Source organism: Caloramator sp. mosi_1, from assembly GCF_028622835.1.
Classification (GTDB): domain Bacteria; phylum Bacillota; class Clostridia; order Clostridiales; family Caloramatoraceae; genus Thermobrachium.
This window is the reverse complement of the sequence record NZ_CP117677.1, coordinates 2,226,681-2,252,139: the sequence shown is the minus strand read 5'-3', so window position 1 is coordinate 2,252,139 and position 25,459 is coordinate 2,226,681. Positions and strand designations below refer to the sequence as shown.

General features: G+C 29.3%; 20 protein-coding genes and 14 pseudogenes. 1 reads left to right on the top strand and 33 read right to left on the bottom strand.

Annotated features, from left to right (window positions below; genetic code table 11):
* The 22 genes and pseudogenes from PL321_RS15905 to gpr form a co-directional block, all read right to left on the bottom strand.
* Positions 1–968, bottom strand: a pseudogene (locus PL321_RS15905) (PhoH family protein).
* 70 nt (positions 969–1,038) lie between these two features.
* Positions 1,039–1,485: a sporulation protein YqfD gene (locus PL321_RS21770; protein ID WP_443110812.1), complete on the bottom strand. Its 447-nt coding sequence runs from the start codon at positions 1,483–1,485 to the stop codon at positions 1,039–1,041.
* Positions 1,478–2,164: pseudogene (locus PL321_RS15900) on the bottom strand (sporulation protein YqfD). The gene PL321_RS21770 and the pseudogene PL321_RS15900 overlap by 8 nt, the downstream one beginning before the upstream one ends.
* A gap of 83 nt (positions 2,165–2,247) precedes the next feature.
* On the bottom strand, positions 2,248–2,448 hold the full coding sequence (locus PL321_RS15895; RefSeq protein ID WP_273962652.1) for a YabP/YqfC family sporulation protein: 201 nt from the start codon (positions 2,446–2,448) through the stop codon (positions 2,248–2,250).
* 45 nt (positions 2,449–2,493) lie between these two features.
* Entirely contained in the window at positions 2,494–2,937 is a 444-nt protein-coding gene (locus tag PL321_RS15890) for a GatB/YqeY domain-containing protein (RefSeq protein ID WP_273962651.1), read from the bottom strand.
* Positions 2,938–2,953: 16 nt separating this feature from the next.
* Positions 2,954–3,128 (bottom strand): annotated as a pseudogene (gene rpsU / locus PL321_RS15885) (30S ribosomal protein S21).
* Positions 3,129–3,279: 151 nt separating this feature from the next.
* Positions 3,280–3,617 (bottom strand): annotated as a pseudogene (locus PL321_RS15880) (histidine triad nucleotide-binding protein).
* A gap of 24 nt (positions 3,618–3,641) precedes the next feature.
* Positions 3,642–4,929: pseudogene (gene mtaB, locus PL321_RS15875) on the bottom strand (tRNA (N(6)-L-threonylcarbamoyladenosine(37)-C(2))-methylthiotransferase MtaB).
* A pseudogene (locus PL321_RS15870) lies at positions 4,926–5,404 on the bottom strand (RsmE family RNA methyltransferase). The pseudogenes mtaB and PL321_RS15870 overlap by 4 nt, the downstream one beginning before the upstream one ends.
* A gap of 73 nt (positions 5,405–5,477) precedes the next feature.
* Positions 5,478–5,558, bottom strand: a complete 81-nt coding sequence (locus tag PL321_RS21765) for a hypothetical protein (RefSeq protein ID WP_443110811.1) — start codon at positions 5,556–5,558, stop codon at positions 5,478–5,480.
* A gap of 120 nt (positions 5,559–5,678) precedes the next feature.
* A pseudogene (gene prmA, locus PL321_RS15865) lies at positions 5,679–6,615 on the bottom strand (50S ribosomal protein L11 methyltransferase).
* A gap of 52 nt (positions 6,616–6,667) precedes the next feature.
* Positions 6,668–7,859 (bottom strand): annotated as a pseudogene (dnaJ, locus tag PL321_RS15860) (molecular chaperone DnaJ).
* Positions 7,860–7,913: 54 nt separating this feature from the next.
* Complete coding sequence (gene dnaK / locus PL321_RS15855) at positions 7,914–9,671, bottom strand: molecular chaperone DnaK (RefSeq protein WP_443110810.1); 1,758 nt, start codon at positions 9,669–9,671, stop codon at positions 7,914–7,916.
* Positions 9,672–9,743: 72 nt separating this feature from the next.
* Positions 9,744–10,208, bottom strand: coding sequence for a nucleotide exchange factor GrpE (gene grpE, locus PL321_RS15850; RefSeq protein ID WP_273964627.1), 465 nt, complete (start codon positions 10,206–10,208; stop codon positions 9,744–9,746).
* Positions 10,205–10,330 (bottom strand): hypothetical protein, encoded by a 126-nt coding sequence (locus tag PL321_RS15845; RefSeq protein WP_273962649.1) that lies wholly within the window; start codon positions 10,328–10,330, stop codon positions 10,205–10,207. The genes grpE and PL321_RS15845 overlap by 4 nt, the downstream gene beginning before the upstream one ends.
* Positions 10,331–10,343: 13 nt before the next feature.
* Positions 10,344–11,368: pseudogene (hrcA, locus tag PL321_RS15840) on the bottom strand (heat-inducible transcriptional repressor HrcA).
* Positions 11,369–11,482: 114 nt separating this feature from the next.
* Entirely contained in the window at positions 11,483–11,728 is a 246-nt protein-coding gene (locus PL321_RS15835) for a hypothetical protein (RefSeq protein ID WP_273962648.1), read from the bottom strand.
* Between the two features lie 17 nt (positions 11,729–11,745).
* Positions 11,746–12,579, bottom strand: a complete 834-nt coding sequence (hemW, locus tag PL321_RS15830) for a radical SAM family heme chaperone HemW (protein ID WP_273962647.1) — start codon at positions 12,577–12,579, stop codon at positions 11,746–11,748.
* Positions 12,579–14,378, bottom strand: a pseudogene (gene lepA, locus PL321_RS15825) (translation elongation factor 4). Before lepA ends, hemW begins: the two are co-directional and overlap by 1 nt.
* A 113-nt stretch (positions 14,379–14,491) precedes the next feature.
* Positions 14,492–15,067 (bottom strand): annotated as a pseudogene (spoIIP, locus tag PL321_RS15820) (stage II sporulation protein P).
* A 78-nt stretch (positions 15,068–15,145) separates the two neighbouring features.
* The gene (locus PL321_RS15815) at positions 15,146–15,403 is read right to left on the bottom strand and encodes a hypothetical protein (protein WP_273962646.1); all 258 of its coding nucleotides are present in this window, start codon (positions 15,401–15,403) and stop codon (positions 15,146–15,148) included.
* Between the two features lie 209 nt (positions 15,404–15,612).
* A pseudogene (gene gpr, locus PL321_RS15810) lies at positions 15,613–16,589 on the bottom strand (GPR endopeptidase).
* A gap of 185 nt (positions 16,590–16,774) precedes the next feature.
* On the opposite strand from gpr, the gene rpsT reads away from it, so the two are divergent.
* A complete protein-coding gene (rpsT, locus tag PL321_RS15805) occupies positions 16,775–17,041 on the top strand; it encodes a 30S ribosomal protein S20 (protein ID WP_273962645.1) in 267 nt (88 codons plus the stop codon).
* Positions 17,042–17,068: 27 nt separating this feature from the next.
* On the opposite strand, the gene PL321_RS21760 is transcribed toward rpsT, so the two are convergent.
* The 11 genes and pseudogenes from PL321_RS21760 to PL321_RS15760 all read right to left on the bottom strand — a co-directional run bounded on the left by PL321_RS21760 (position 17,069) and on the right by PL321_RS15760 (position 25,422).
* Complete coding sequence (locus PL321_RS21760) at positions 17,069–17,200, bottom strand: hypothetical protein (protein ID WP_443110809.1); 132 nt, start codon at positions 17,198–17,200, stop codon at positions 17,069–17,071.
* A 32-nt stretch (positions 17,201–17,232) separates the two neighbouring features.
* Positions 17,233–17,778, bottom strand: a pseudogene (gene holA, locus PL321_RS21755) (DNA polymerase III subunit delta); the annotation flags it as partial.
* Positions 17,754–17,999, bottom strand: coding sequence for a hypothetical protein (locus PL321_RS21750; RefSeq protein WP_443110669.1), 246 nt, complete (start codon positions 17,997–17,999; stop codon positions 17,754–17,756). The gene PL321_RS21750 and the pseudogene holA, both read right to left, overlap by 25 nt.
* 67 nt (positions 18,000–18,066) lie before the next feature.
* Positions 18,067–18,600 (bottom strand): ComEC/Rec2 family competence protein, encoded by a 534-nt coding sequence (locus PL321_RS15795; protein WP_273962644.1) that lies wholly within the window; start codon positions 18,598–18,600, stop codon positions 18,067–18,069.
* Positions 18,601–18,813: 213 nt separating this feature from the next.
* Complete coding sequence (locus tag PL321_RS15790; protein ID WP_273964626.1) at positions 18,814–19,431, bottom strand: ComEC/Rec2 family competence protein; 618 nt, start codon at positions 19,429–19,431, stop codon at positions 18,814–18,816.
* On the bottom strand, positions 19,431–20,153 hold the full coding sequence (locus PL321_RS15785; protein WP_273962643.1) for a ComEC/Rec2 family competence protein: 723 nt from the start codon (positions 20,151–20,153) through the stop codon (positions 19,431–19,433). The genes PL321_RS15790 and PL321_RS15785 overlap by 1 nt, the downstream gene beginning before the upstream one ends.
* Before the next feature lie 3 nt (positions 20,154–20,156).
* Positions 20,157–20,420 carry a hypothetical protein gene (locus tag PL321_RS15780; protein WP_273962642.1) on the bottom strand — a complete coding sequence of 88 codons (264 nt, stop codon included), beginning with the start codon at positions 20,418–20,420 and terminating at the stop codon, positions 20,157–20,159.
* A 414-nt stretch (positions 20,421–20,834) separates the two neighbouring features.
* Entirely contained in the window at positions 20,835–21,347 is a 513-nt protein-coding gene (locus PL321_RS15775; protein WP_273962641.1) for an ECF transporter S component, read from the bottom strand.
* A 457-nt stretch (positions 21,348–21,804) separates the two neighbouring features.
* Positions 21,805–24,398, bottom strand: a pseudogene (locus PL321_RS15770) (calcium-transporting P-type ATPase, PMR1-type).
* Between the two features lie 178 nt (positions 24,399–24,576).
* On the bottom strand, positions 24,577–24,873 hold the full coding sequence (locus PL321_RS15765) for a TVP38/TMEM64 family protein (RefSeq protein WP_273962640.1): 297 nt from the start codon (positions 24,871–24,873) through the stop codon (positions 24,577–24,579).
* A 408-nt stretch (positions 24,874–25,281) separates the two neighbouring features.
* Positions 25,282–25,422: a hypothetical protein gene (locus tag PL321_RS15760; protein WP_273962639.1), complete on the bottom strand. Its 141-nt coding sequence runs from the start codon at positions 25,420–25,422 to the stop codon at positions 25,282–25,284.
* Between the last annotated feature and the right edge of the window lie 37 nt (positions 25,423–25,459).

Below are 25,459 nucleotides of genomic sequence, written 5' to 3'. Positions count from 1 at the left end.
TCACCTATTTTCATTATTTTCTTCATCAAATTTATTATATGCTTTTATAATTTCTGAAACTAATTTATGTCTAACTACATCTTTTTCATTAAAATATATAAAATCTATACCAGGAATGTTCTTTAAAATTTTTGTAACTTGCTTTAAGCCAGATATTCTACCTTGTCCTAAATCTATTTGCGTTAAATCTCCGGTTACTACAATTCTTGACCCATAACCAAAGCGTGTTAAAAACATTTTCATTTGTTCAGGTGTTGTATTCTGGGCTTCATCTAATATTATAAAACAGTCATCAAGTGTTCTTCCTCTCATATATGCAAGAGGAGCCACTTCGATTATACCTGATTCCATATATTTGTTAAAATTTTCTATTCCCAAAATGTCAAATAAAGCATCATATAATGGTCTTAAATAAGGGTTAATTTTTTCTTGTAAATCGCCTGGCAAAAACCAAGTCTTTCTCCTGCTTCTACGGCTGGTCTTGTTAGTACTATTCTGCTTACTTTTTTATCTCTTAAAAATTTAACAGCCATAGCTATTGCAAGATAGGTTTTTCCGGTACCTGCTGGTCCAATACCAAAAACTATTTCATTTTTACGTATTGATTCAATATAAGATTTTTGACCTAATGTTTTACATTTAACTGGCTTTCCTTTTGCTGTTGTAATTATTACATCATCTAAAATATTTTCAATTTTTTCTTCACAATCTTCTAATACAAGACTAATTATATAGTTAACAGTTTGTTTTGTTATAATTTCATTTCTTTTAGCTATATCTAAAAGTTTTAGTACAACCTTTGTTGCTAAATCTACTTGTCCTAAACCTGTAATTTTAATTTCATTATCTCTGTTAACAATGAAGACATTAAAACATTGTTCAATAATTTTAATATTTTCGTCAAACTTACCAAAAAGATTAACTATTTGATCTAAATTATCAATAACTATTTTTGATTCTTTTTGCATTATTATCCTCCTAACTATCTATGCTGTTCGTAAGCAATATCTTCTTCTGTTATTACAAGAAATCTTACTTTTACTTTATTTTTTCTATTATTTTATCATATTTTTTATCAATTACTATAGCATCTTTTGGAATTTGTTTAATCATTTCTTTTTCTGCCTTCTCTGTTGCTATTTTTATTGCTTCATCTATTGTATAATTTAAATTTATAACTTTTACTTCATATAATTTTTCTTTGACTTTTTCAATTGGTAAATTATATCCTAATAAGTTTATTTTTGTTCTCTCTTCTATTTTATCATAATTTTCAAATTTATCATCATTTTTATTTATGTATACCTTCTTCCCATTAATAATAAGATATTCATTTATTACAAAATTCCCAGTACGTTCTGTTACTTTACTTAGTAACTCCTGTTCTTCAATTATTTCATACCAAACTTTTGCATAAACACTGCCAAATGAATGAACTGTTTTTACATATTCCTTTGAATTATCATTTCTGTTAGTTTTAAATATATCTCCAGTTATTAATATTTGTCCCTTTTAACATATTCCCTGATTTAATTAATGGTGTTCCTCTATAACAAAATATTTTTGTAACTATTCCGTCTTTTTTGGCCAATATGTCTACTGGATTTTCTGTGTCTACTATTTCTGGCGGTAGTGTTCTTTCAACTATTTCTACGTTTAACTTTACCCCATCTATAGATAAAGCAATTAATGATATTTGTTGTATTTCGTTTATTATATTATCTTCAATCCTATTTAAATTTAATTTGTTTTTCATTACTCCTATTCTTATACCATTTTTATATAGGACTTTTATAATTTCATCATTGGATATATTTTTGTTTCCTTTTATATCAATAATCCAAATTATATTAGATAAATAGTATAAAATAAAAATAAAAACAACAATTCCTATAAAAAAGTCTTCTTTTAAAAATTTTATATAAATGAAAACCTAATCCTGACTTTTGAACTATCTTTATTTTAGAGTTAGTTGCCTTAGCAACTTTTTTTAATTTTTAAAATCACTGGTAGAGGTTTTGATGAGAGAAGTCGTAATATCAATTCTTTTAATATCCCATAATCTTATTCCATTGCTATAAGCAATATTTATGAACTTTTCTATACTTAAGGATTTTAATTCAACAACTATATATCCACTTAACAAATCTTGATCCCTACCCATATACCCCTCCGATTATAGTTTTAAAAATTCCAAATTTTTTATTTTGCCCGTCAAAATCAATGACTCTTGGCTTATCTCTTTTATCAAAAACTTGAACCCTCAATTTTTATAATTCCAATACTGCTTCTTAAGCGTACAACATTTGAACTGTATTCAACTATACCTTTATGATTTTCAATTTCTAATTCATCGTTTCCCAATATTTTAATAAAAGGTATGTTCAGAATTATTTCCTTTGGCAACTCAAGAGATTCACTTATTTTAGTTTTAATTCGATTTTTCATAAACCACCCAAAATAACAATTGCTTATTTTATTAACCCCTTTATATTATTGCAGATACTGCTTTACTATTTGATTTACTAATTTTCCATCTGCTCTTCCTTTAACTTTTGGCATTACGATCGCCATAACTTTTCCCATATCCTTGACTGAATTTGCTTGCACTTCATTCACGGCTTCTTTTACAATTTCAGATATTTCTTCTTCTGTTAATTGCTGAGGAAGGTACTCAAGCAAAATCTCTATTTCTTTACTTGTTTGTTCTATAAGATCCTGCCTGTTCCCTTTTTCAAACTCCTCAATGGAGTCTCTTCTTTGTTTAACCTCTTTATTTAAAACTTCTATTACTTGCTCATCATCAAGTTTAGATCCATCAACTTTTTCTGCTTGTAATATTGCTGCTTTAGCCATATTTAGAACATTAGCTCTAAATCTGTCTTTATTTTTCATTGCAGCTTTCCAATCTTCTTGAATTCTTTCTTTGAGTGACATATTCACCCTTCTTTCATTACTTAAACTTTCTCTTTCTAGCAGCTTGAGACTTCTTCTTACGCTTAACGCTTGGCTTTTCATAATGCTCTCTCTTCTTATTTCAGAAAGAACACCTGCCATTGCACACTTCTTTTAAATCTTCTAAGTGCGCTATCTAGTGATTCGTTTTCGCCTACTCTAATTTCTGACACCTTTATCCCTCCCTCCGCTTAACATATTGCATACATTATTATGATGTACCGTGAATTAAGCACACAATCAAGGACACATTATATTATATATTATAGGTGTAAATATTGTCAATAAAATATATTAAATTTGTTAATTTTTGATTTAATATCATCAACCTGGTGGCCATTGAAAATCTCTTCCACCAAGAAGATGAAAATGGATATGTTTTACTGTTTGGCCTGCTTTTTCCCCAGTATTTGTAACAAGTCTAAATCCTTCATCCTGTAGATTTAACTGCTTGACAATTATTTTTACAGCTTTAAATATATTATTTAATGTATTTCCTTCTGTGTCTATATCTAATGTAGATTCATAGTGTTTTTAGGAATTATTAAAATATGTATAGGTGCAACAGGGTTTATGTCTTTAAAGGCAACTACATTTTCATCTTCATATACTTTTGAAGCTGGAATCTCACCGTTAGCTATTTTACAGAAAATACATTCCATTTTGTCTCACCTCCCATATACATATTATACCATTTCACCAACTAATATGTCATTATTAACATTCACTATTTTTGTATTTATAATTTCTCCTTCTATGTTTTCTTTTGAACTTACCTGAACTTTTATGTAATTTCTTGTATAACCATAAAATAATTCATCTTTTTCTCTTCAATCAATACATCCATTTCCCTTCCTAAAAATTTCATATTAAATTCTTTTTCATACATATCACTTAACTCAATTAACAATTTACTTCTTCTCTCTTTTCTTCATTATCTATAGAATCTTTAAACTCAGCTGCTTTTGTACCTTTTCTTGGGCTGTATTTAAATACGTGTAATTTATTTAACTTAATTTCTTTTAAGAACTCATATGTTTTATTAAATTCTTCAATTGTTTCACCAGGAAATCCTACTATAATGTCAGTTGTTATTGATACATCAGAAAAATATTTTCTTAAATTAAAAACAGCCTCTTTATACTCTTCAGTTGTGTAATGTCTATTCATTCTTTTTAATGTTTCATCACATCCACTTTGTAATGATAAATGAAAATGTTCGCATAATTTATTACACTTAGAAAGTCTTGTTATATTCTCTATATTAAAAAAGATGGTTCTACTGAGCCTATTCTTATTCTTTCTAAGCCATTAAATTCATTTAATTTTTCAATAACATCAACCAAAGTTACATTGCCAATGTCTTTCCCATATGAAGCAACATGTATTCCTGATAATATAATTTCCTTATAACCATTTTCAACAAGTTTTTTACTTCTTCAATAATTGTTTCAAACCTTTTACTTCTAACAGGACCTCTTGCAAATGGTATCAAACAATAGGAACAAAACCTATCACATCCATCCTGTATTTTTAAAAAGGCCCTTGTTTTATCTTGATAATGATCTATTTCCATTTCTTCAAATTCTCTAACTGTCATTATATTTTTTACTTTATTTAATTTTTTATTAGTCAATCTATACTCATTTATATAATCTAATATTTTACTTTTATTATCAGTTCCAATTATAATGTCAACGTCTTCTATTTTTGACACCTCATCTGGTGCAACTTGAGCATAGCAACCAACTGCTATTACAATTGCATCTTTATTATTTTTTTAGCTCTTCTTATCATTTGTCTGGATTTTTTATCACCAATACTTGTAACGGTGCAAGTATTTATTACATAAACGTCTGAATAGTCATCAAAATCAACTATTTCATACCCATTTTTTTCGAATATTTCAGCCATAGCTTCTGTTTCATATTGATTTACTCTACATCCTAATGTATAGAATGCTACCTTTTTCATTTCATTCCTCCTATATCTGATAACTCATAAAGCAATATAGTGCTTGCAACTAATCCTGCAGTTTCTGTTCTAAGTATTCTTGGTCCTAAAGTTATTGGCTTAAAATTATTTTCCAAAAAATATTAATTTCCTGTTCACTAAAGCCTCCTTCAGGTCCAATTATAACTGCAATATTTTTAAAATCTTTTTTCTTTAAGAACATCTTTTAGACTTATTGACTTTTCCTTTTCATAAGGTACAATAACTAAATCAAATTTTTTAGCTCATCCAATGCATCTTTAAAACTTAGTAGATCATTTACTTTTGGTATTATACCTCGATTTGATTGTTTAGCAGCTTCATAGGATATTCTATTCCATCTTTCTAATTTGTTACTTATATCTTTCCCATCTGTTTTCACAACAACTCTTTCTGTTAAAATAGGGTAAAATTCTTTTACTCCAATTTCAACACCCTTTTGTATTATAAGTTCCATTTTTGTGCTTTAGGCAATCCTTGAAAAAGTACAATATTTACATTTGATTCATTTTCATTTTTAAAGCTTTCTTTTATTTCACAAATAATATTTTTTTATTTATATCTATTATGTTGCAAATATATTCATTTTTATTACCATCACAGATTTGTATTATATCGTTTATTTTAAGTCTTAAAACTTTTGATATGTGTTGTACATCATCTCCTTCAATTTTAATCTTATCATTTATGATATTGTCAGGTATGACAAAAATTTATGCATAATTACCTCCTTATCTTTTTGCAACAATTGCAATCCATTCTCCTTTATTATTTATGTCAATAATTTCAAAGCCATTCTGAACCAATGCCTTCTCAACTTCATCTTTTTATCCTTTATTATTCCTGATGATATAAATAGTCCATCTTCTTTTATATAATTTTTTATAAAGGAAGAAAGATATATAACAACATCAGCTATTATATTTGCAACTACAATATTTGCTTTTCCTTCAACTACGTCAACTAAATTTCCGTGTAAAATTTTAACATTGTTAACTTTGTTGTATTCTACATTAATTTTAGCAGCATCTACTGCTACTTCATCTAAATCAACTCCAATAACTTCACCAGCACCTAATTTTGAAGCAACAATGGATAAAATACCTGAACCTGTACCAATATCAAATACTCTATCTCCTTTTTACAATATTTTTCTAAAAATTCAATGCACATCATTGTGGTTTCGTGTGTTCCTGTCCCAAAAGCCATACCTGGATCTAATTCAACTATTAATTCACCTTCCTTAGGATTATAATCTTCCCATTTAGGTTTTATTATTATTCTATTTCCTATTTTCGTTGTTTTATAATATTTTTTCCATTCATTTGCCCAATCTTCTTCTTGTACTTTACTTCTTATAACTTTACCTATTCCTACATCAATACCAAGTTCCTTTATTTCCATCAACTTTTCTTCAATTGTTTTTATTATTTCTTCTATTTTCTCTTCTTTGCTAAAATATGCTTTTACTATAGCTGCGTCTTTACCATATTCAAATATATTATAATCTGCATAATCCCAAGTAAAAGGACCAGATGGTCTTTCAGTTATATCATTAGGATCTTCGATTGCAACTCCTTTTACATCTAAAGAATAAAAGATACCCGCTACAGGTTCAACTGCTTCACTCTTTGTAATAACTTTGACTTCAATCCATTCTCCATTCATAGCATTTCCTCCTTAGTTAATTTTAACGTTTTTATTATAACACAATCTATATTTATAACAATTGAATTTTATCAATTTTTATTATATGTAAAAAGGCATGTATTAAAACATGCCTAACTAAACATATCTTTAACTTTATCCGCAAAGGTCTTCTTTTGTCGATATCTTCTCCAAACTCATCTGCTAATTTTTTTAATAGCTCCCTTTGTTTTGAGTTTAAATTCTTTGGTATTTCTACCTTTAATTTTGCATACAAGTCTCCTCTACCTGTACCACGAATTTTGGGAACACCCTTACCTTTTAACTTAATAATTTCTCCTGGTTGTGTCCCTTCTGAAATTACGTGTTGAACATCTCCTTCAAGTGTTGGAATTTTAATTTCCCCACCTAATATAGCTTTAATAAAGGATATTGGAACCTCACAGAATATATCAGTTCCTCTTCTTTCAAATTTTGGATGTGATTTAACTCTTATATTGATATATAAATCGCCTGGCATTCCACCCCTTATTCCAGGTTCACCTTGCCCCCTTAGTGGAATAGTATTTCCATTATCAACGCCTGCTGGTATATTTATACTTATTATTTTTTCTTTCTTATTCTACCCTTACCACCACAATTTGTACAAGGTGTTTCAATTACCTTACCTTCGCCGTGACACTTATCACAAGTAGTAACACTTACAAAACTTCCAAATGGAGTATTTCTTTGTACTTTTATTTGCCCTGTACCGTGACACTTATCACAAGTTTTTGGCGAAGTACCTATCTTTGCACCTGTTCCGTGACAAACGTCACAATCTTCATTTCTATATATTTCAATATCCTTTTTAACACCAAAAACAGCTTCTTCAAATGATAATTCTAAATTATATTCTAAATCAGCTCCCCTTTGGGACCTGTTCTTTCTCTCCTTTGTCCAAACATACCACCAAATATATCACCAAGGTCATCAAATATATCTGAAAATCCACCAAAACCGCCGAAGTTTGAGAAATCAAAACCACCAAAACCGCCTTGGCCATTGAAATCAGTTGTACCAAATTGATCATATTGTGCCTTCTTTTGTGGATCTGATAAAACTTGATATGCTTCATTTATCTCTTTAAACTTTTCTTCTGCCTCTTTATTTCCAGGGTTTCTATCTGGGTGATATTTTAAGGCTAATTTTCTAAAAGCACTTTTTATTTCTTCATCAGTTGCATTTCTTTCTACACCCAATATTTTGTAATAGTCCTTTGCCAAACAATTCACCACCCTTCATTATATAAGGAGGGAATACTCCCTCCTTGTTGAAAATTACTTGTCGTCTTTTACATCATAATCTGCATGAACTTCATTATCATTTTGTGTTGAAGCAGTTTCATTTTGTTGTGCATATTGTTGATATATTCTTGATGATATTTGATAGAACTTTTGTGTTAATTCATCAGTAGCTGCCTTTATTGCATTAACATCAGAACCATTTAATGCATCCTTAACCTTTTTAATTTGTTCTTCTATTGTATTTTTCTCTTCTTGAGTTAATTTACCTTCTAATTCCTTTAATGTTTTTTCAGTTTGATATACAACAGAGTCAGCATTATTTCTTACTTCTATTTCTTCTTTTCTCTTTCTGTCCTCTTCTGCATATTTTTCAGCTTCCTTTACAGCCTTTTGTATTTCTTCTTCTGTTAAATTAGTTGAAGCTGTTATTGTAATATTAGCTTCTTTACCTGTACCTAAATCCTTTGCTGATACGTGAACAATACCATTAGCATCTATATCAAATGTAACTTCAATTTGTGGTACTCCTCTTGGTGCTGGTGGAATTCCTGATAATGTAAACCTTCCAAGAGTTTTATTATCCTTTGCCATTGGTCTTTCACCTTGAAGTACGTGTATTTCAACAGATGTTTGACCATCGGCTGCTGTTGAGAATATTTGGCTCTTTCTTGTTGGTATTGTTGTATTTCTTGGAATTAATGTTGTGAATACTCCACCTAATGTTTCAATACCTAATGAAAGTGGTGTAACATCTAATAACAATACATCTTTTACTTCACCAGTTAATACACCTGCTTGAATTGCAGCACCAACCGCAACGCATTCATCAGGATTTATTCCCTTAGTTGGCTCTTTTCCAGTAAACTTTCTTACTGCCTCTTGAACTGCTGGAATTCTTGTTGAACCACCAACTAATACAACCTTATCAATTTGGTCAATTGTAAGACCTGCATCTCTTAATGCATTTCTCATAGGTTCTATTGTAGCTTCAACTAAATCGTGAGTCAGCTCTTCAAACTTTGCTCTTGTTAAAGTTACATTTAGGTGCTTTGGTCCTGTTGCATCAGCTGTAATAAATGGTAAATTAATTTCTGTTGATAAAAGAGTTGATAATTCAATCTTTGCCTTTTCCGCTGCTTCTTTTAATCTTTGCATAGCCATTTTATCGTTTCTTAAATCAATACCATTTTCTGATCTGAAGGTTTCTACTAAGTAATCAATTATTCTCTGATCAAAGTCATCTCCACCTAAATGAGTATTACCATTAGTAGCTTTTACTTCAAATACTCCATCACCTATTTCAAGTATTGATACGTCAAATGTACCTCCACCTAAGTCATAAACAAGTATTTTTTGATTTTTATCCATCTTATCTAATCCATAAGCTAATGATGCTGCTGTTGGTTCGTTTATAATTCTAAGAACTTCAAGTCCAGCTATTCTTCCTGCATCCTTTGTAGCCTGTCTTTGACTATCGTTAAAGTAAGCAGGAACAGTTATAACCGCTTGTGTAACTGGCTCTCCAAGATAAGCTTCAGCATCAGCCTTTAATTTCATAAGTATCATAGCTGATATTTCTTGCGGAGTATATTCTTTATCATCTATTTTTACCTTATGATCTGTTCCCATATGTCTTTTTATAGATATTATAGTTCTATCTGGATTTGTTATTGCCTGTCTTTTCGCAACTTGACCTACTATTCTTTCACCATTTGGCTTGAATGCAACAACTGATGGAGTAGTTCTTGAACCTTCTGAATTTGGAATTACAACAGGTTCTCCACCTTCCATTACGGCAACACAAGAGTTAGTAGTACCAAGGTCAATTCCTATTACCTTTCCCATTTTATCTCCTCCTCTTTATTAATTTGCAACTTTAACCATACTATATCTTAATATTTTTTCTTTATATTTGTATCCCTTTTGGAATACTTCAACAATAATATTTTCTTCAAAGTTTTCGTCTTCTATATGCATTACTGCATTATGAAAATTGGGATCGAACTTTTCATTTAAATCAGGTATTTCCTCTACCCCTAACTTTGTTAATGTATCTTTAAACAACTTTAAAGTCATCTCAACTCCCTCATAGAGTGGACTTCTTTCATCTGTTGAAACTACTGCTCTCTCTAAATTATCTAAAATTGGTAATATATTCTTTATTGCATCAGCAAATCCATCATCATATATTGTCTCTTTTTCTTTTTGTGTTCTTCTTCTAAAATTATCGAACTCTGCCTTAGTTCTTCTCAATAATTCTAAATACTCATTACACTCCTTAGTCTTTTCTTCTAACTGATTTTTTAAAGTTATAACATCTTCTGTTATTTCATCATTAGAAGTAGTTTCAAAATCATCTTTTTCAACTTCTGAACCTTCAACATCTTTTGAAGATAATTCTTTTCATCCTTTTCTAATTCCATTTCACTAACTTTCATCTCCTCTGTCACACTATCACCTCAACTATAGAGTTTTTTCAAATACCTCGCTTAAGACATTTGAAATCGACTTTAAAATACCAATAACTCTTGAATAATCCATTCTCTTTGGACCAATTATTCCAATTGTACCTGCTGTTTTATCAGCAATATTATATGTTGCTTTTACAATACTACAATCCTTTATTTTATCATTTTCATTTTCACAACCAATATATACAGAAAAATTATTAGTATCATCTGAAAAAATGTCAGTTAATAATTTTTGTCTTCTATAAATGAAAGGAAAGTTCTTGCTTTATCTTTATCATCGTATTCTGGATACTCGAAAATATTAGTTGTTCCTTCAAGATATACTTCTGCATCATCATCCTTTAAACTTTCATATATTACTGAAATAATTGCTGAAAAAATCTCACTATATTCCTTCATATGACTTTGTATATCTGATATTACTGAAAGACCTATATCATTAATTGTTAAACCAGACAATTTTTCGTTTAGGTAATTATTTAGCTTTAAAATTTTTGAATCATCAACTGCATTTGGTGATTTAATTACAACATTTTTTATAATACCTGTATCAGTTACAACAACTGCCACAATATCATAGTCACTCACACGTATTAGTTGGAGTGATCTAATTGAACTCTTTCTAACAGAAGGAGTTAAAACAGCAGACGTATACCTTGTTATATCAGAAATCAATTTAGTGGTTCTCTTTATAATTTTATCCAATTCATTAATTGTTTGAATTTGAAGCATATATTTGATTTTTTCTATTTCTTGTGGGGATGGATACTTTATCTCCATTATTTGGTCTACATAATACCTATATCCAAGGTCCGAAGGAATTCTACCAGCAGATGTATGGGGTTGTTCTAATAGTCCTAGATCTTCTAAGTCCGCCATTTCATTTCTAATAGTAGCCGGGCTTATATCAGTCAAATATTTTTTAGCTATAGTTCTTGAACCTACTGGTTCAGCAGTTTCTATATAGTCAGTTACAATAGCCTTTAATATTTTTCTTTTTCTTTCACCTAGTTCCATTATTCCACCTTTTTTGTTAGCACTCATTTGCTACGAGTGCTAATCACTACGATTTTAAAATATCACTATTAAAATATTTTGTCAATATATGCATTATTATTATAAAATTTCATTTTAAAAGGAAACAAAGACTAAATTAGATAAATCTCGGCCTTTCTCTGTTAATCTTATATTTTCTCCGCATTTCTCAATTAAACCTTTATTAGTCAAGTCTAATATTTGTTTACCATATACTTTCATTATATCCTGGTTAAATAATTTTTTAAATTTATTAACGTTTATACCTTTATTCATCCTTAACCCTAAGAACATAAACTCTTCCATATGCTCCTCTTCTGTTAAAACAACAGTTTCTTCCACAGCTTTATTAAATTTTTTTATGTTATATATATATTTTTTATATCTTTAAAATTGCTATACCTTATTCCATTTATATATGAATGAGCACCTGCACCAACTCCAACATAATCATCGTCATTCCAATATATAATATTGTGTTTGCATTCAAAACCCGGCATAGAGAAATTTGATATTTCATATTGTTGATATCCATATTTTTCGAGAGTTTTTATCATAGTATGATAAAGCAATCTTTCTTCTTCTTCATCTAATAGGTTTAATTTACCTTTTTGATAAAGTTCTTCAAATAAAGTATTTTCTTCTATAATTAAACTATAACAAGAGATGTGCTGTGGTTTTAATTCTATAACTTTCATTAAACTTTTTAAAAAGTCGTTAACACTCTGATTTGGAAGATTAAACATTAAGTCCAAATTAATATTATTAAATCCTAAACTTCTTGCTTCGTTATAATTATTTAGAAATTCCTCATAAGTATGAATTCTTCCTAACGAATTAAGTATATTGTTATTTGTACTTTGCAAACCCATTGATATCCTATTAATACCATATGCTTTTAGCAACCTTAGCTTTTCATTATTTAAAGTTCCTGGGTTAGCTTCAATAGTATATTCTATTGGTGTAAATTTCTCTAATTTATATAATAATTTTTCCATATTTTTGATAGATAAAATGGTGGGAGTACCCCCACCAATGAAAATAGTATCAAAATTTTCCTCTTCAAGCGAGTCTATTTCCTTAATTAATACATCTATATACTCATCTTGATATTCTGTGTTAGTAACAGAATTAAAATCGCAGTAATAACATTTACTTTTACAGAATGGTATATGAATATAAAGTCCCTTCATTATTCCACCTTCAATACTGCCATAAATGCTTCTTGTGGAACTTCAACAGTTCCAATTTGTTTCATTCTCTTCTTTCCTTCCTTTTGCTTTTCAAGCAGTTTCTTCTTACGTGATATATCTCCACCATAACACTTCGCTAAAACATCTTTTCTTAATGCTTTAACTGTCTCTCTTGCAATTACTTTAGATCCAATGGCTGCTTGAATTGGTATTTCAAAAAGTTGTCTTGGTATAATCTCCTTTAACTTTTCAGCTATTGCTCTTCCCTTTTGATATGCCTTCTCCTTTGGAACAATTTGTGATAAAGCATCTACAGGATCTCCATTTAATAGAATATCAAGCTTTACTAACTCTGACCTCTTATATCCTGCAAGTTCATAATCAAGTGATGCATAACCCTTTGTCCTGGATTTTAATGCATCAAAGAAATCATAGATTATTTCATTTAAAGGTATTTCATAATGAAGCATAACTCTTGTAGTTTCAAGATATTCCATATTTTTAAATATTCCTCTTTTTCCTGACACAATTCCATTACAGCTCCAACATAATCTGATGGACAAATAATACTTGCATTAACTATTGGTTCTTCCATATAGCTTATCTCAGTCGTTGGTGGCATATTTGTTGGATTTGTAAGCTCTATAACTTCACCATTAGTTTTAATTATTTTATAAATAACGCTTGGTGCTGTAGTAACTAAATTTAAATTATATTCTCTCTCTAATCTCTCTTGTATTATTTCCATATGAAGAAGCCCTAAGAATCCACATCTAAATCAAAACCTAATGCCACAGACGTCTCAGGTTCAAAGGTTAATGCAGCATCATTTAATTGTAATTTTTCAAGTGCATCCTTTAAATCATTGTAATCTGAACTGTCTGCGGGATATATACCGCTATAAACCATAGGAATAGCAGGTCTGTAACCTGGTAATGGTTCAGTTGCTGGCCTTTCAGCTTCAGTAATAGTATCTCCTACTCTTGCATCCCTAACATTTTTTATACTTGCTGTTACATAACCAACATCTCCAGCCTGTAACTGCTCAACCTCCATAAAGCTTGGTCTAAATATACCAACCTCAGTAACTTCGTATTCTTTACCTGACATCATAAGTTTTATTCTCGTACCCTTTTTAATTGTACCTTCTTTTACTCTTATATAGCACACTACACCCTTATATGGATCATAATAGCTATCAAATATTAGTGCCCTTAAAGGTGCTTCTTCATCACCATTAGGACAAGGTATCTTTTCAACTATTGCCTTTAATACATCCTCTATTCCCAATCCAACCTTTGCAGATATCAAAGGTGCATCACTACAGTCAAGCCCAATTACATCCTCTATTTCCTTTTTATTTCTTCTGGCCTTGCACTTGGTAAATCGATTTTATTAATTACAGGAACTATTTCTAAGTCGTGTTCTAATGCTAAATAACAGTTAGCAAGTGTTTGTGCTTGAATTCCTTGTGTTGCGTCTACTACTAAAATTGCTCCCTCACAGGCAGCTAAACTTCTTGAAACTTCATAATTAAAATCTACGTGTCCTGGAGTATCTATCAAATTAAGTATATATTCGTCATTACCATCATTATGAATCAATCTAACAGCTTGAGCTTTAATTGTTATTCCTCTTTCCTTTTCAAGCTCCATTGTATCTAATACTTGCTCTTCCATTTCTCTTTGAGTTAATGTACCTGTTTTTTCTATCAATCTATCAGCTAATGTAGATTTTCCGTGATCTATATGTGCTATGATACAGAAATTACGGATTTTCCTTTGTCTATCGCTTGGCATAGCCTAACCTCCTTAAAAGATACAAAAATAGTCATAATTGATTATAACACAAAAATTCATAAATATGTCAACATAGTTTTAAGAAATTAAAGTAGGAATGTCCTGTGACATTCCTACTTTAAATATATGGCAATTACTTTTGCAATAATCTTACTTGTTCTAATAGCCTCATCCAATGAATTAAGGTTTGAGCCAACTTCAAGTAAAACCATTTTACTTGATAAATCTTGATTATATTTTGCATTCTGTTTAACAATGCCTCTACTGAAATTTGGATACATATTGTTTATTAGTGTATTTAGTTTCTCAGCCAATTCATAATTGGCTTTGTAATTTTTATTTTTGCTCCAACAACAAACATAGGCCTTGCATATCTTTCATCGTTTATTATAACTGTTGTTCTACTTGCTGAAGTAGTAGCATCCCTATGCAAGTCTATAATTAATTTAATACTTGGATATTTTTTAAATATGCTGAAACTGTAGGCCTTGATTTTTCATACCCCTTTTCTCTCGTAGGCAAATCGTGTATTGTTATATCGTGCACAACTGCTATACCATATTTTTCTTCCAACTCCTTTTTAGTTCCTCACCTACTTTTACAATATTTAAATTATAGTCTGTTGTAAAATTTCTGTCCTTTAAATTATTCGGATTAAAGCTCTCTGTTGTATGTGTATGAAAAATCAAAACTAAAGGTTTATTTCTATCTATTTTTTCTTTTCTACATCACTTTTATCATTTGGATTGACAACTGCTATTGAATCATCATTTTTTTGGTGGCTCTTTAGGTTCATCAATTTCATTATTATCACTATTTTGCTCATTTTCACTATCTGCTACAATAACTACAGGTTTATCTTGGTTTGTTATTAAATTAGATAAGTCAAGATATCCTATTAATGGTATCTGGCTTTCAAAATAACTTGTTGGATCTTCAATATCAATTCCTATAATCTGTTTAACAACTAACGGTAATATGCTAACTTTATCTTCGTCCTCTATATTCCTATATACATTATCCATTATACTGTTGGATTTACTAATTGTACTAATATAAAAACTGCTTGAATACAAATTTTTGCCAACATTAGTGGTGAAATAATTGATGCTAAAAGCCACAATAATAGTATAATATAAATTACATTAAAAATTATATTTTCATATTTTTTCTCATTCCCTCATCCCCTTTGTAAATGGCCTCTTAAAAATATATTATTTTTTAATTAGAAATATTACTGAAGATATTTATTTATATCATCTTTATCTAAGGATGGATGTACTGCTAAATTAATTGAATTAGCTATTATTTTTGACATATCATCTATTAACGAATCAATCTCCTTTGGAGTTACCATTAAATCACTAATATATGGACTTAATATTTCTTTAATTAAAATATATTTTTCATTTTTATCAACTTTTTAATTATGTCATAAAATTCCTTATTATCTTTGCTCTGTTTTATCAATTCATCTATAATCATATCAATTGTATCATTCGCCATTGTTGCAGCATCTACTACTGTTGGTACACCAATAGCAATTACAGGTACTCCTAAAGTATCTTTATTTAAGGCCATTCTTTTATTACCAACACCAGAACCAGGACCTATGCCTGTATTACCTATTTGAATAGTTGAAGCAACTCTTTCCATTTTTCTTGAAGCTAATGCATCTATTGCTATTACATAATTTGGCTTAACCTTTGATATTACACCCTGTATTATCTCAGCAGTTTCAATACCGGTTAAACCTAATACTCCTGGTGCTAATGCACAAACAGGATTTATTCCTTCATCTATATGTTCAGGCATTAACTGCTTTAAATGCCTCGTTATTAATAGTTTTGAAACTACCTTTGGACCTAATGCATCAGGGGTAACATTCCAATTACCTAATCCTGCAACTAACACAGTTTCTCCATCCTTTATTCCTATCAGTTCTTCTAATTCTTTGGCCAAAACTTCACTTATTTTATCGTGTGCCTCAGCATCATAATGTTTTATACCAGGTACTTCTATTGTTATATATTTACCTATTTCCTTACCCATTATTTTAGCACCACGTTCATCCTTTATTTCAACAACAGTTACCGAAACATCTTCATAAGGCTTTTTGACATTTACTTCAACACCTGGAACTTCAGTATTATTATCCTTTTTATAAATTTCCCTTGCTTCAACAGCTAAATCTGTTCTTATACTTATCACTCTTATCCCTCCTTTATATCTTTATATTTAGTATATACATCCAAATTTTTTTATTTTTATTTTAAATTCACTTGCTTATTTTAAGTCATAATGATATAATACTATCGTTACGAACAAACTGTTCGCCGTGTCCCCAAACTGCTGTAATGTCCCACTTATTAAAATATTTCAGGAGGGATATTAAAATGGCAAATATTAAATCAGCTATCAAAAGAATAAGAGTTACTGAAAGAAGAACTCTAAGAAACAAAATGGTAAAGTCAGCTGTTAAAACTGCTATAAAGAAGTTTGAAATAGCACTAAACAGCGGCAATATCGAAGAAGCAAAGGTTTTATATGCACAAGCAGTTAAAGCACTTGATAAGGCTGCAGCAAAAGGTGTAATACATAAAAATGCTGCATCAAGAAAGAAGTCAAGACTTACTGTAAAGCTAAACAAAGCCCTTGCATAATAAAAACACCCTTACAGGGTGTTTTTATTATGCACACAATTCTATTATTAAATTTTCTATAGCAACAGAAGCATTTAGCTCTCCTTGTTTTATCTTTAAATCATATTCATAACATTTATTTATATTTCGTTTAAGATTATTTAATTCATACTTTTGTATCCATTTTATATAATTTTTTAATGCAAAGTCTTTTATATTGTACTTTTTACTACATCACTATAGTTTTCACTATAAGTTTTAAGCAAGTACATTATTTTGAAATTTCTAAAAATCATACTCAAAATCATAAGCTCTTCTTCACCTTGAAGAACCATCTGATTGTAAATTTTAACTGCATTATCTAAATCTTTTATTATTAAATAGTCTAAAAGTCTAAATACATTATTTTCAATACTTTTAGATATAATTAAATCTATATCTGATTTATCAATAGTTGTCTTATCTCCTAAAAAGTCAATTAATTTCTTTAATTCTAAATCAATATTTTCATTGCAAAGAGAAAGTTCCGATGTCAAATATAATAAATTTGATTTAGAAATTGTTTTCTTTTCACTTACAATATAATTTTGTATATATTCTTGAAGACTATCTCCCTTTAATTTTTTATATTCAATAATCATCCCATTTGTTTTAAATAATTTATATAAATTTCCTGTTTTGTTAATATTGGTATAGCTTGAAAAAAGCAAAATATTTGTATTAGGTATATCATTTAAATACTTAACAAGTTCATTAGAAAGCCCATTATTTTCAAATACAAAATTCGAATTTTTATGTGTATAATTCTTCTGTCAGACATAAAAGGCGTTGTTTCACACGCATTTGTTATAGATTCTACGTTTACGTTCTCTCCATCCATTATTAATATATTTAATTCTCTAAACTGCGTAATTAGATTGTAAACTAAATCTATTGTATTGTCGATGAGAGTTTTTTCTTGTCCATATATTAAAATCAAGGATTTTATATTTTTTATATTTTTTTAAAATCATTAAAATTATTTAATTCCATTTCACATCATCCTTTTATCTGTTTAATTTTATTTTATACTTTTTTCCATCTGTATATATTTGAATAGTACCATCTCTGTCTGTTCTGTAATATTTTATACTATTTCCTTCTAACAAATCAATAACCTCTTTAGAAGGATGATTAAAGTTATTTTTTCCTACAGTAAAAATTGCTATTTGCATTTTTATATTTTTTAAAACTCCTTCATTAAATGAATATCTTGATCCGTGATGAGGCATTTTTACTACCTCAAATTCTCCATTAATTTTTTCCATTAACTCCAATTCAGCATCTGCTGTTAGAAGAAAATCAAAATCTCTATATTTTCCTGATATCACTATGCATTTTTCATTTACATTTGAGTTTTGCGTTGATTCACTGGATATAATTCTAAATTCAACACCATCGACTATAAGTTTATCGTTGTTTTTTAATTCAATAAATTCACTATTATCAGGCTGATATGCAAATTTAGATTTAACTTCAAAATTATTTATGATATATTCTAATCCCCCAGCGTGATCATTATGAAAATGTGTGATAACCAATACATCAATTTTATTATAGCCTCTTTTTTAATAAAAGGTGCTACTCGTTTTTGTGCCATATTATTTCCATTTACATTTCCACCAGTATCAATTAATATTGTTTTTTGTGAGGTGTTTCTATGAATATTGAATCTCCTTGCCCTACATCTATAAAGTTAATTATCAATTTATTTTGAGGATAAAAATTTATACAAAATACTATTGATAATATTATTAGTACTTTTCTTTTAATTTATTTGTCGTTTTAATTAAATTAAAGTAAATTAATATAATAACATAACTTATTATAAGCATATATATCGAAAAATTAGGAACATATAAATTAAAATTAATTGTCTTCAGAATATACAGTAATTTAATAAATATATGACCTAAAAATAATACAGGATATAAAATAAACTTATAATTTGCTATTGAAAATAATGTAAATGTTATTAAAGAAAAAATTGTTATAAAAGCAACCAAATAAGAAATAAACGCATTTGTTAAAACTGAAAATATAGAAATATATCCACTTAAATATAATATTATTGGCATTGTAAATATATAGGCTGATAGGTTAACAGCTATTTTTTCATCTATCTTTTGTTTTAAAATTGGAGTCAATACAGTAATCCCAAAGGTACAAACTACAGATAATATAAAACCAATATCATAAACTATGTATGCATTATCTGCTGTCATAAAGATAAAAGTTGCAATCAGTATATTTATAGAATTAGGATGTTTCTTTAAAATCTGAGCCAACATTGCTAACATAATCATTATAAAGGCTCTAACTGCAGAGGGAGAAAAATTTGCTAAAACAACATAACTATAGGTAAATACTATTAAAAAATATATCTTAATTTAAAATTTGAAGCAAAGATTATTACTGTGAATACTGCTAAAATGCCAAGATGGCTTCCCGATACAACTACTATATGGCTTAAATTTAAATCCTTTAAAACATCTTTAGTATACTGATCTAACCCCTCTGTATCTCCAGTCAACAAACCATTTATTATTCCACCAGATTTAGAATCAATGGCATTTAAGTTTCTTTTGAATCTATCGCTTAATTTAAGCAATTCAATTATATAACCTCTGTTAGTTCCTGTTTTCTTTAAATCAGTTACTTTAATATATGCATTTATATTTTTACTATATAATTTTTTATAATTTATATCCTTAATACTATTCCCTGTAACCTCTATCTTATCTCCAACAGATAATTTAACATCGTTATCTAAAAACAACTTTAATTTATAATCTCTACTTCTTACAATACAACTTTTATTATCTAATGTAATGCTTGTAACAACACCTATAAAGGCATTTTCATTTTCTATCTTTTGTGTTTTATTTTTAAAAGTAAAAGATGATATAAAAGCTATAAAGATTCCTAATATTACAAATAGTATAAATATATGTAAATCTCGTTTATAAACAAAGACATAAACTAAAAATAGTGCAACAATAGTTGCACTAATAACCAAATTATAATCATTAAAAAATAGAAATATTCCTAATATATATGGTATTACAATTCTTAGTAAAACACTTTTAAACATACACTAACCCTCATTGTTTTTTGCATTACCTATATACTTAAGATCTGCATCAATATTTATCATATGTGCATTTCTGTTATGTTTAATATTTATGTTTTGTGGTTCACCATCGTCTTGGTGTATTTTGAGATAGTGGTTTAATATTTCTGATGCAATGTTTTCAGATACATTATCATATACTAAAAAGAATTCCTTTTCTGGTATTTGTAATGAAAGATGATATACTCCATCTTTAACAATTCTTGTTTCTCTTGATTCATTAAACATATAATCGCCTCCTATGTTAGTAGCTATTTAAAGTATTAACATATTTTTAATGCTTTATACAGATATAAGAGGCTGTATTATAATTACACAGATTGTCTTCAAACTTTTACTCTACTTTACTTATTAAAACACCCCTTTAATGTAAGTTATTTAAGTATACAGTGAACTACCACCACCTATAGAAGTGGTGGCTTCGTGGTCAATACTCCCATCGGAGCAAGTTTACCCACGCTCAAAGGGCTGTTCCATCCCCAGTTTTACCATTCATATGGCTAACTTTAGTAGTTTGTTTTTCACTCTTTTAGCAACATTCATCACCCACTTATAGAAGTGGGCGATTTCTGTCACTAATTAGGTTAAAGGGGTCAATTTATACTTATTGCCTTCAACAAATTGAAGCCTACAACTATTTATTTATTCTTGATTTATCAACTTAAATTTTGTTTTCTTAATAGCAATTACTATTGGAACTGCAACAATTGAACTCACTAACCCTTGAGTTAAATCCCCAGGAATTAATGAACCAATAGCAGAAGCATATCCATTCATATAGTAGTTAAAAGCAAAATATCCCAGCATCATTTCTGTTGCCGCTATAAGACCAGCGATTAAAGTGGCAATAGTAGTTTCTTGGTTTAATTTTTCATAAACTATTGCAAATATAAATCCCTCAATTCCTTTAATAATTAATGTTGCAGGAGCATATATAAAATATCCTCCTAATAAATCTGCAAGCATTGAACCTAATCCGCCTGCAATAAAACCATATTTTCTTCCAAAAACAGCTGCAACAACAAAAATCATAATATCTCCAAAATTAGTATATCCTTTTATTGATGGTATTCTTATAACCATAGTACATACTGTAACTAATGCAATTGCCATAGCTAATGTAACAATCTTTGATACTTTTTGATTTTTATTCATTTTTATTCCCCTTACCAATTGTTTCGATACACTTTAAAGGTATTTTATTTTTTATATAATACAATTTTTATGACAATTGTCAATACTTTTAGATTGTAATATATATAAAAACTTTTGCAACATTTATATTATATAAAAGCCTAAGTTTTTGCTTAGGCAAAGATTGTTGACAAACATAAAAGATGCTATGGTTAAGAAATTACCCCTTGAAAGGATTTCAAATTGGCATATTTCATAAGCTTTAGCAAGTGCATCTTTAGACTTTGAAAAAATCCGTAATTCGGCACACGATGTGACGAGCCGAGCGGCCCTCAAGGATGAGGGCATCGCGAGGGTAGGACTTTTCAAACAAAGAAAAGCTTACACTTGATTAGCGAAATGAAGGAATGCCAAAGAAGTCCTTCAAGGGGCCAAGTATATTATAACTTTTTAACAGCCTCAGCCTAAATTTTTTATTTTAACTATGCTTTTTTCTAAATAATTTTGCTATTTCTACAGCGATTAAAATTGATATTGTGCATATTGCTACAACTATAACCTGTTCTAAGTTTAATAACTCTATTTTAAATATTCTTCTTGTAAAGGGTGTAACAAATACTACCATTTGAATTAAAAGTGAAACTAATACACCATAATTTAAATATTTATTACTAAACATATTATTAAAAACTACAGATTTACTATAATATCTAACATTAAATGCGTGTACTAACTGTGATAAACTCAATGTATAAAATGCCATTGTTCTTGCTATCTCTTCATTATATTTTTCTCCGTATTTAAACGCAACTAATGTGGCTATACCAATAAAAATGCCTTGTAATATTATTCTAAATCCCAGACCCTTTGAGAAGAACCCTTCATCTGGATCTCTTGGTGGTTCATTCATAACGTTGCTTTCTGGCATTTCCATTCCTAATGCTAAAGCTGGGAATGTATCTGTTACTAAGTTTACCCAAAGTATGTGTATTGGTAACAGTGGTTCAGCCCAATTAAATAATGTAGCAATAAAAAGTGTTAATATTTCTCCAATATTACAAGATAACAAGAAGCTAATCGACTTACGTATATTTGAATAAATAGTTCTACCCTCTTCAACTGCTGAGAACTATAGTAGCAAAATTATCATCTGTAAGTATTAAATCAGCAGCTTCCTTAGAAACATCCGTTCCAGTTATACCCATTGCTATTCCTATATTAGCTTTCTTTAGTGCAGGTGCATCGTTTACTCCATCACCAGTCATAGCAACAATTTGACCATTAGCTTTCCAAGCTTCAACTATTCTAACCTTATGTTCAGGTGATACCCTGGCATATACAGAATAATTTTTAACCTTTTCAACCAATTCGTCCTGTGATATATCTTCTAATTCTGCACCAGTTATAGCTTCATCATTGCTTTTTAAAATACCTAATTCCTTTGCAATTGCAACTGCTGTAATTTTATGATCTCCTGTTATCATAACAGGTTTAATACCAGCAGTTTTACACTTTTTAACAGCTTCCTTTGCTTCTTCTCTTGGAGGATCTATCATACCAATTAATCCTACAAAGACAAGATTGTTTTCAGCATCATTCTTATTTATTTTATCAACTGTCTTATAAGCAAACGCTAAAACTCTTAAAGCCTCTTTAGCCATTTCTTCATTTGTAGCTTTTATCCTAATCACATCATCCTCATTTATTTCTCTTATATTTTCCCCATCTAATATATATGAGCATTTTGCAAGTAATACATCTGGTGCACCCTTTACATTTACCTCGATCTTCTCTTCCATTTTATTGAAGGTTGTCATTAATTTTCTATCCGAATCAAAGGGTATCTCATCTATCCTTGGATATAAGTTTTCTAATTCTCTTTTATCAATAGAAACATTTAAAGAATAATCTACCAGTGCTGTTTCTGTTGGATCCCCCAATAACTTTACTTTACCTTTTTCTTCAACTACTTTTGTATCATTACAAAGATTTGCTATATGAAGTAATTTCTTTGCATCTAAAACATCATCAGCATATCCATTTAGGGTATATACCTTCTTTACAGTCATTTTATTTTGTGTTAAAGTACCCGTTTTATCTGAACAAATAACTGTTGCACAACCTAATGTTTCAACAGCAGGTAGCTTTCTAACTATAGCATTTCTCTTAATCATCTTTTGTACACCCACTGCCAAAACAATAGTAACTACTGCTGGAAGTCCCTCTGGTATTGCAGCAACCGCAAGAGATACAGAGGTCATAAACATATTAAATACTTCTCTTCCTTCAAAAACCCCTATACCAAACATTATTCCACATATAACAAGAGCAGATATACCCATCCACTTTCCTGCTTCCTCCAGTTTTTCTTGTAACGGAGTTTTTTCATCTTCAACTTTTGAAATCATATCAGCAATCTTACCAATTTCTGTATCCATTCCTGTTCGAACAACCACACCTAATCCTCTTCCATAAGTCACCATCGACGACATAAAGGCCATATTTTTTCTATCACCAATTGGTATATTAACCTCTTCTAAAGTTTCACTATTTTTATCGACCGGTACTGACTCACCAGTTAATGCTGCCTCCTCTATCTTTAAATTTGAAGCCTCTATCAATCGTAAATCTGCAGGCACATATTTACCAGCTTCAAGTACTACAACATCGCCTGGAACAAGTTCTCTTGCAGGAATTTCTTTTGAAATTCCATCTCTTATTATATGTGCAAGAGGTGCCGCCATCTTTTTAAAGCATTCAAAGACTCTTCTGCCTTATTTTCTTGTATAACACCTAACACAGCATTGAGTATTACAACTAATAATATAATTACTGTATCTGCAATTTCACTAACAAGTGCCGATATAATCGCTGCAATTATTAAAATAATTACTAAAAAGTCCTTAAATTGATCTATAAACTTTTGGAAAGTGGTTTTACCTTTTTTTCTTTAAATTCATTGAATCCATATTGTTCTAACCTCTTTTTTGCCTCTTGTTCTGATATACCCTTTTCTGTTGTTTGTAAGTTGTTAAAAAGTTCTTCCTTTGTTAAGTTATAAAATTCCTTCATCGTCTAAAACCTCCTTTACAATTTATTATTACAAAACAAAAGACCTTTATCCATTAAAAAATGGATAAAGGTCTTACTCACAAGCAAAGCTTGTTAACCAACCGGGCATTTGCCGCGATGACGATTGGTTATACTCTAATGAGTCGAGTTACTCCCTTTACAGGAAATTTTACACTGTTTAAACTTCATTGTCAATATCTGATAACAATGATTTTACTATTTGTTCATCGCTTTTCTTTCCTTTTTGTTTTCGTCTTAATATAAAAGGAATTGATGATAATAAAATAATCATAAAAATAGAAAATATAAATTGTTTAGAATAAACGTTATTTAACGAACTACCAAATAAACTATAAACATATGTTCCAGGTATTATTCCTATAAATGATGCAATTGTATATTTAATTATATTTACTCTTGAAAGTCCGCAGATATAACTTACAAAATCACAGGGCAGTATTGGTATAACTCTCATTAAAAAGTTATTTTAAAAGCATTTTTTCATTAAATGAATACTTTTCTATTTTATCTCCAAAATAATTTTGAAAAAATCTGCTCCTAAAAACCACGAAATATAATAAGCTATTATAGAACCAACTGTACTGCCTAAAACAGTTAGTATTGTTCCCTTTATAGAACCAAATAAAATTCCCCAAGAACTGAAAACAAACCTATTGGCAAAAGAAGTATTGGTCTTAAAATACATAATATAAAAAATATAAAAGGAGCCAGCTTCCCATATGAGGTAACTAAGTATTTCATATCATTAAGATTGTATAGATGAAATTTAACAACAACTATTGTAATTATTGTTAAAAATGTGGTTAGAATTAATATTTTAATATTATTCAACTTATACATTAATCCATCTCCGCCATACTTTTTATATTAATAAGAAACTCTTTTTTGTTTTTGTTAATTCTTCATATTGTTCCTTTGAAATTTTATTTTCTTTAAGAAGGTTTTCAGGCAGCTCAATAAAACGCTCACACAATAAAATTAAGTCATCTTTAACCTTATCCATCCAAACCACCCCAACCCTTTTAAATAATTTTCAATGT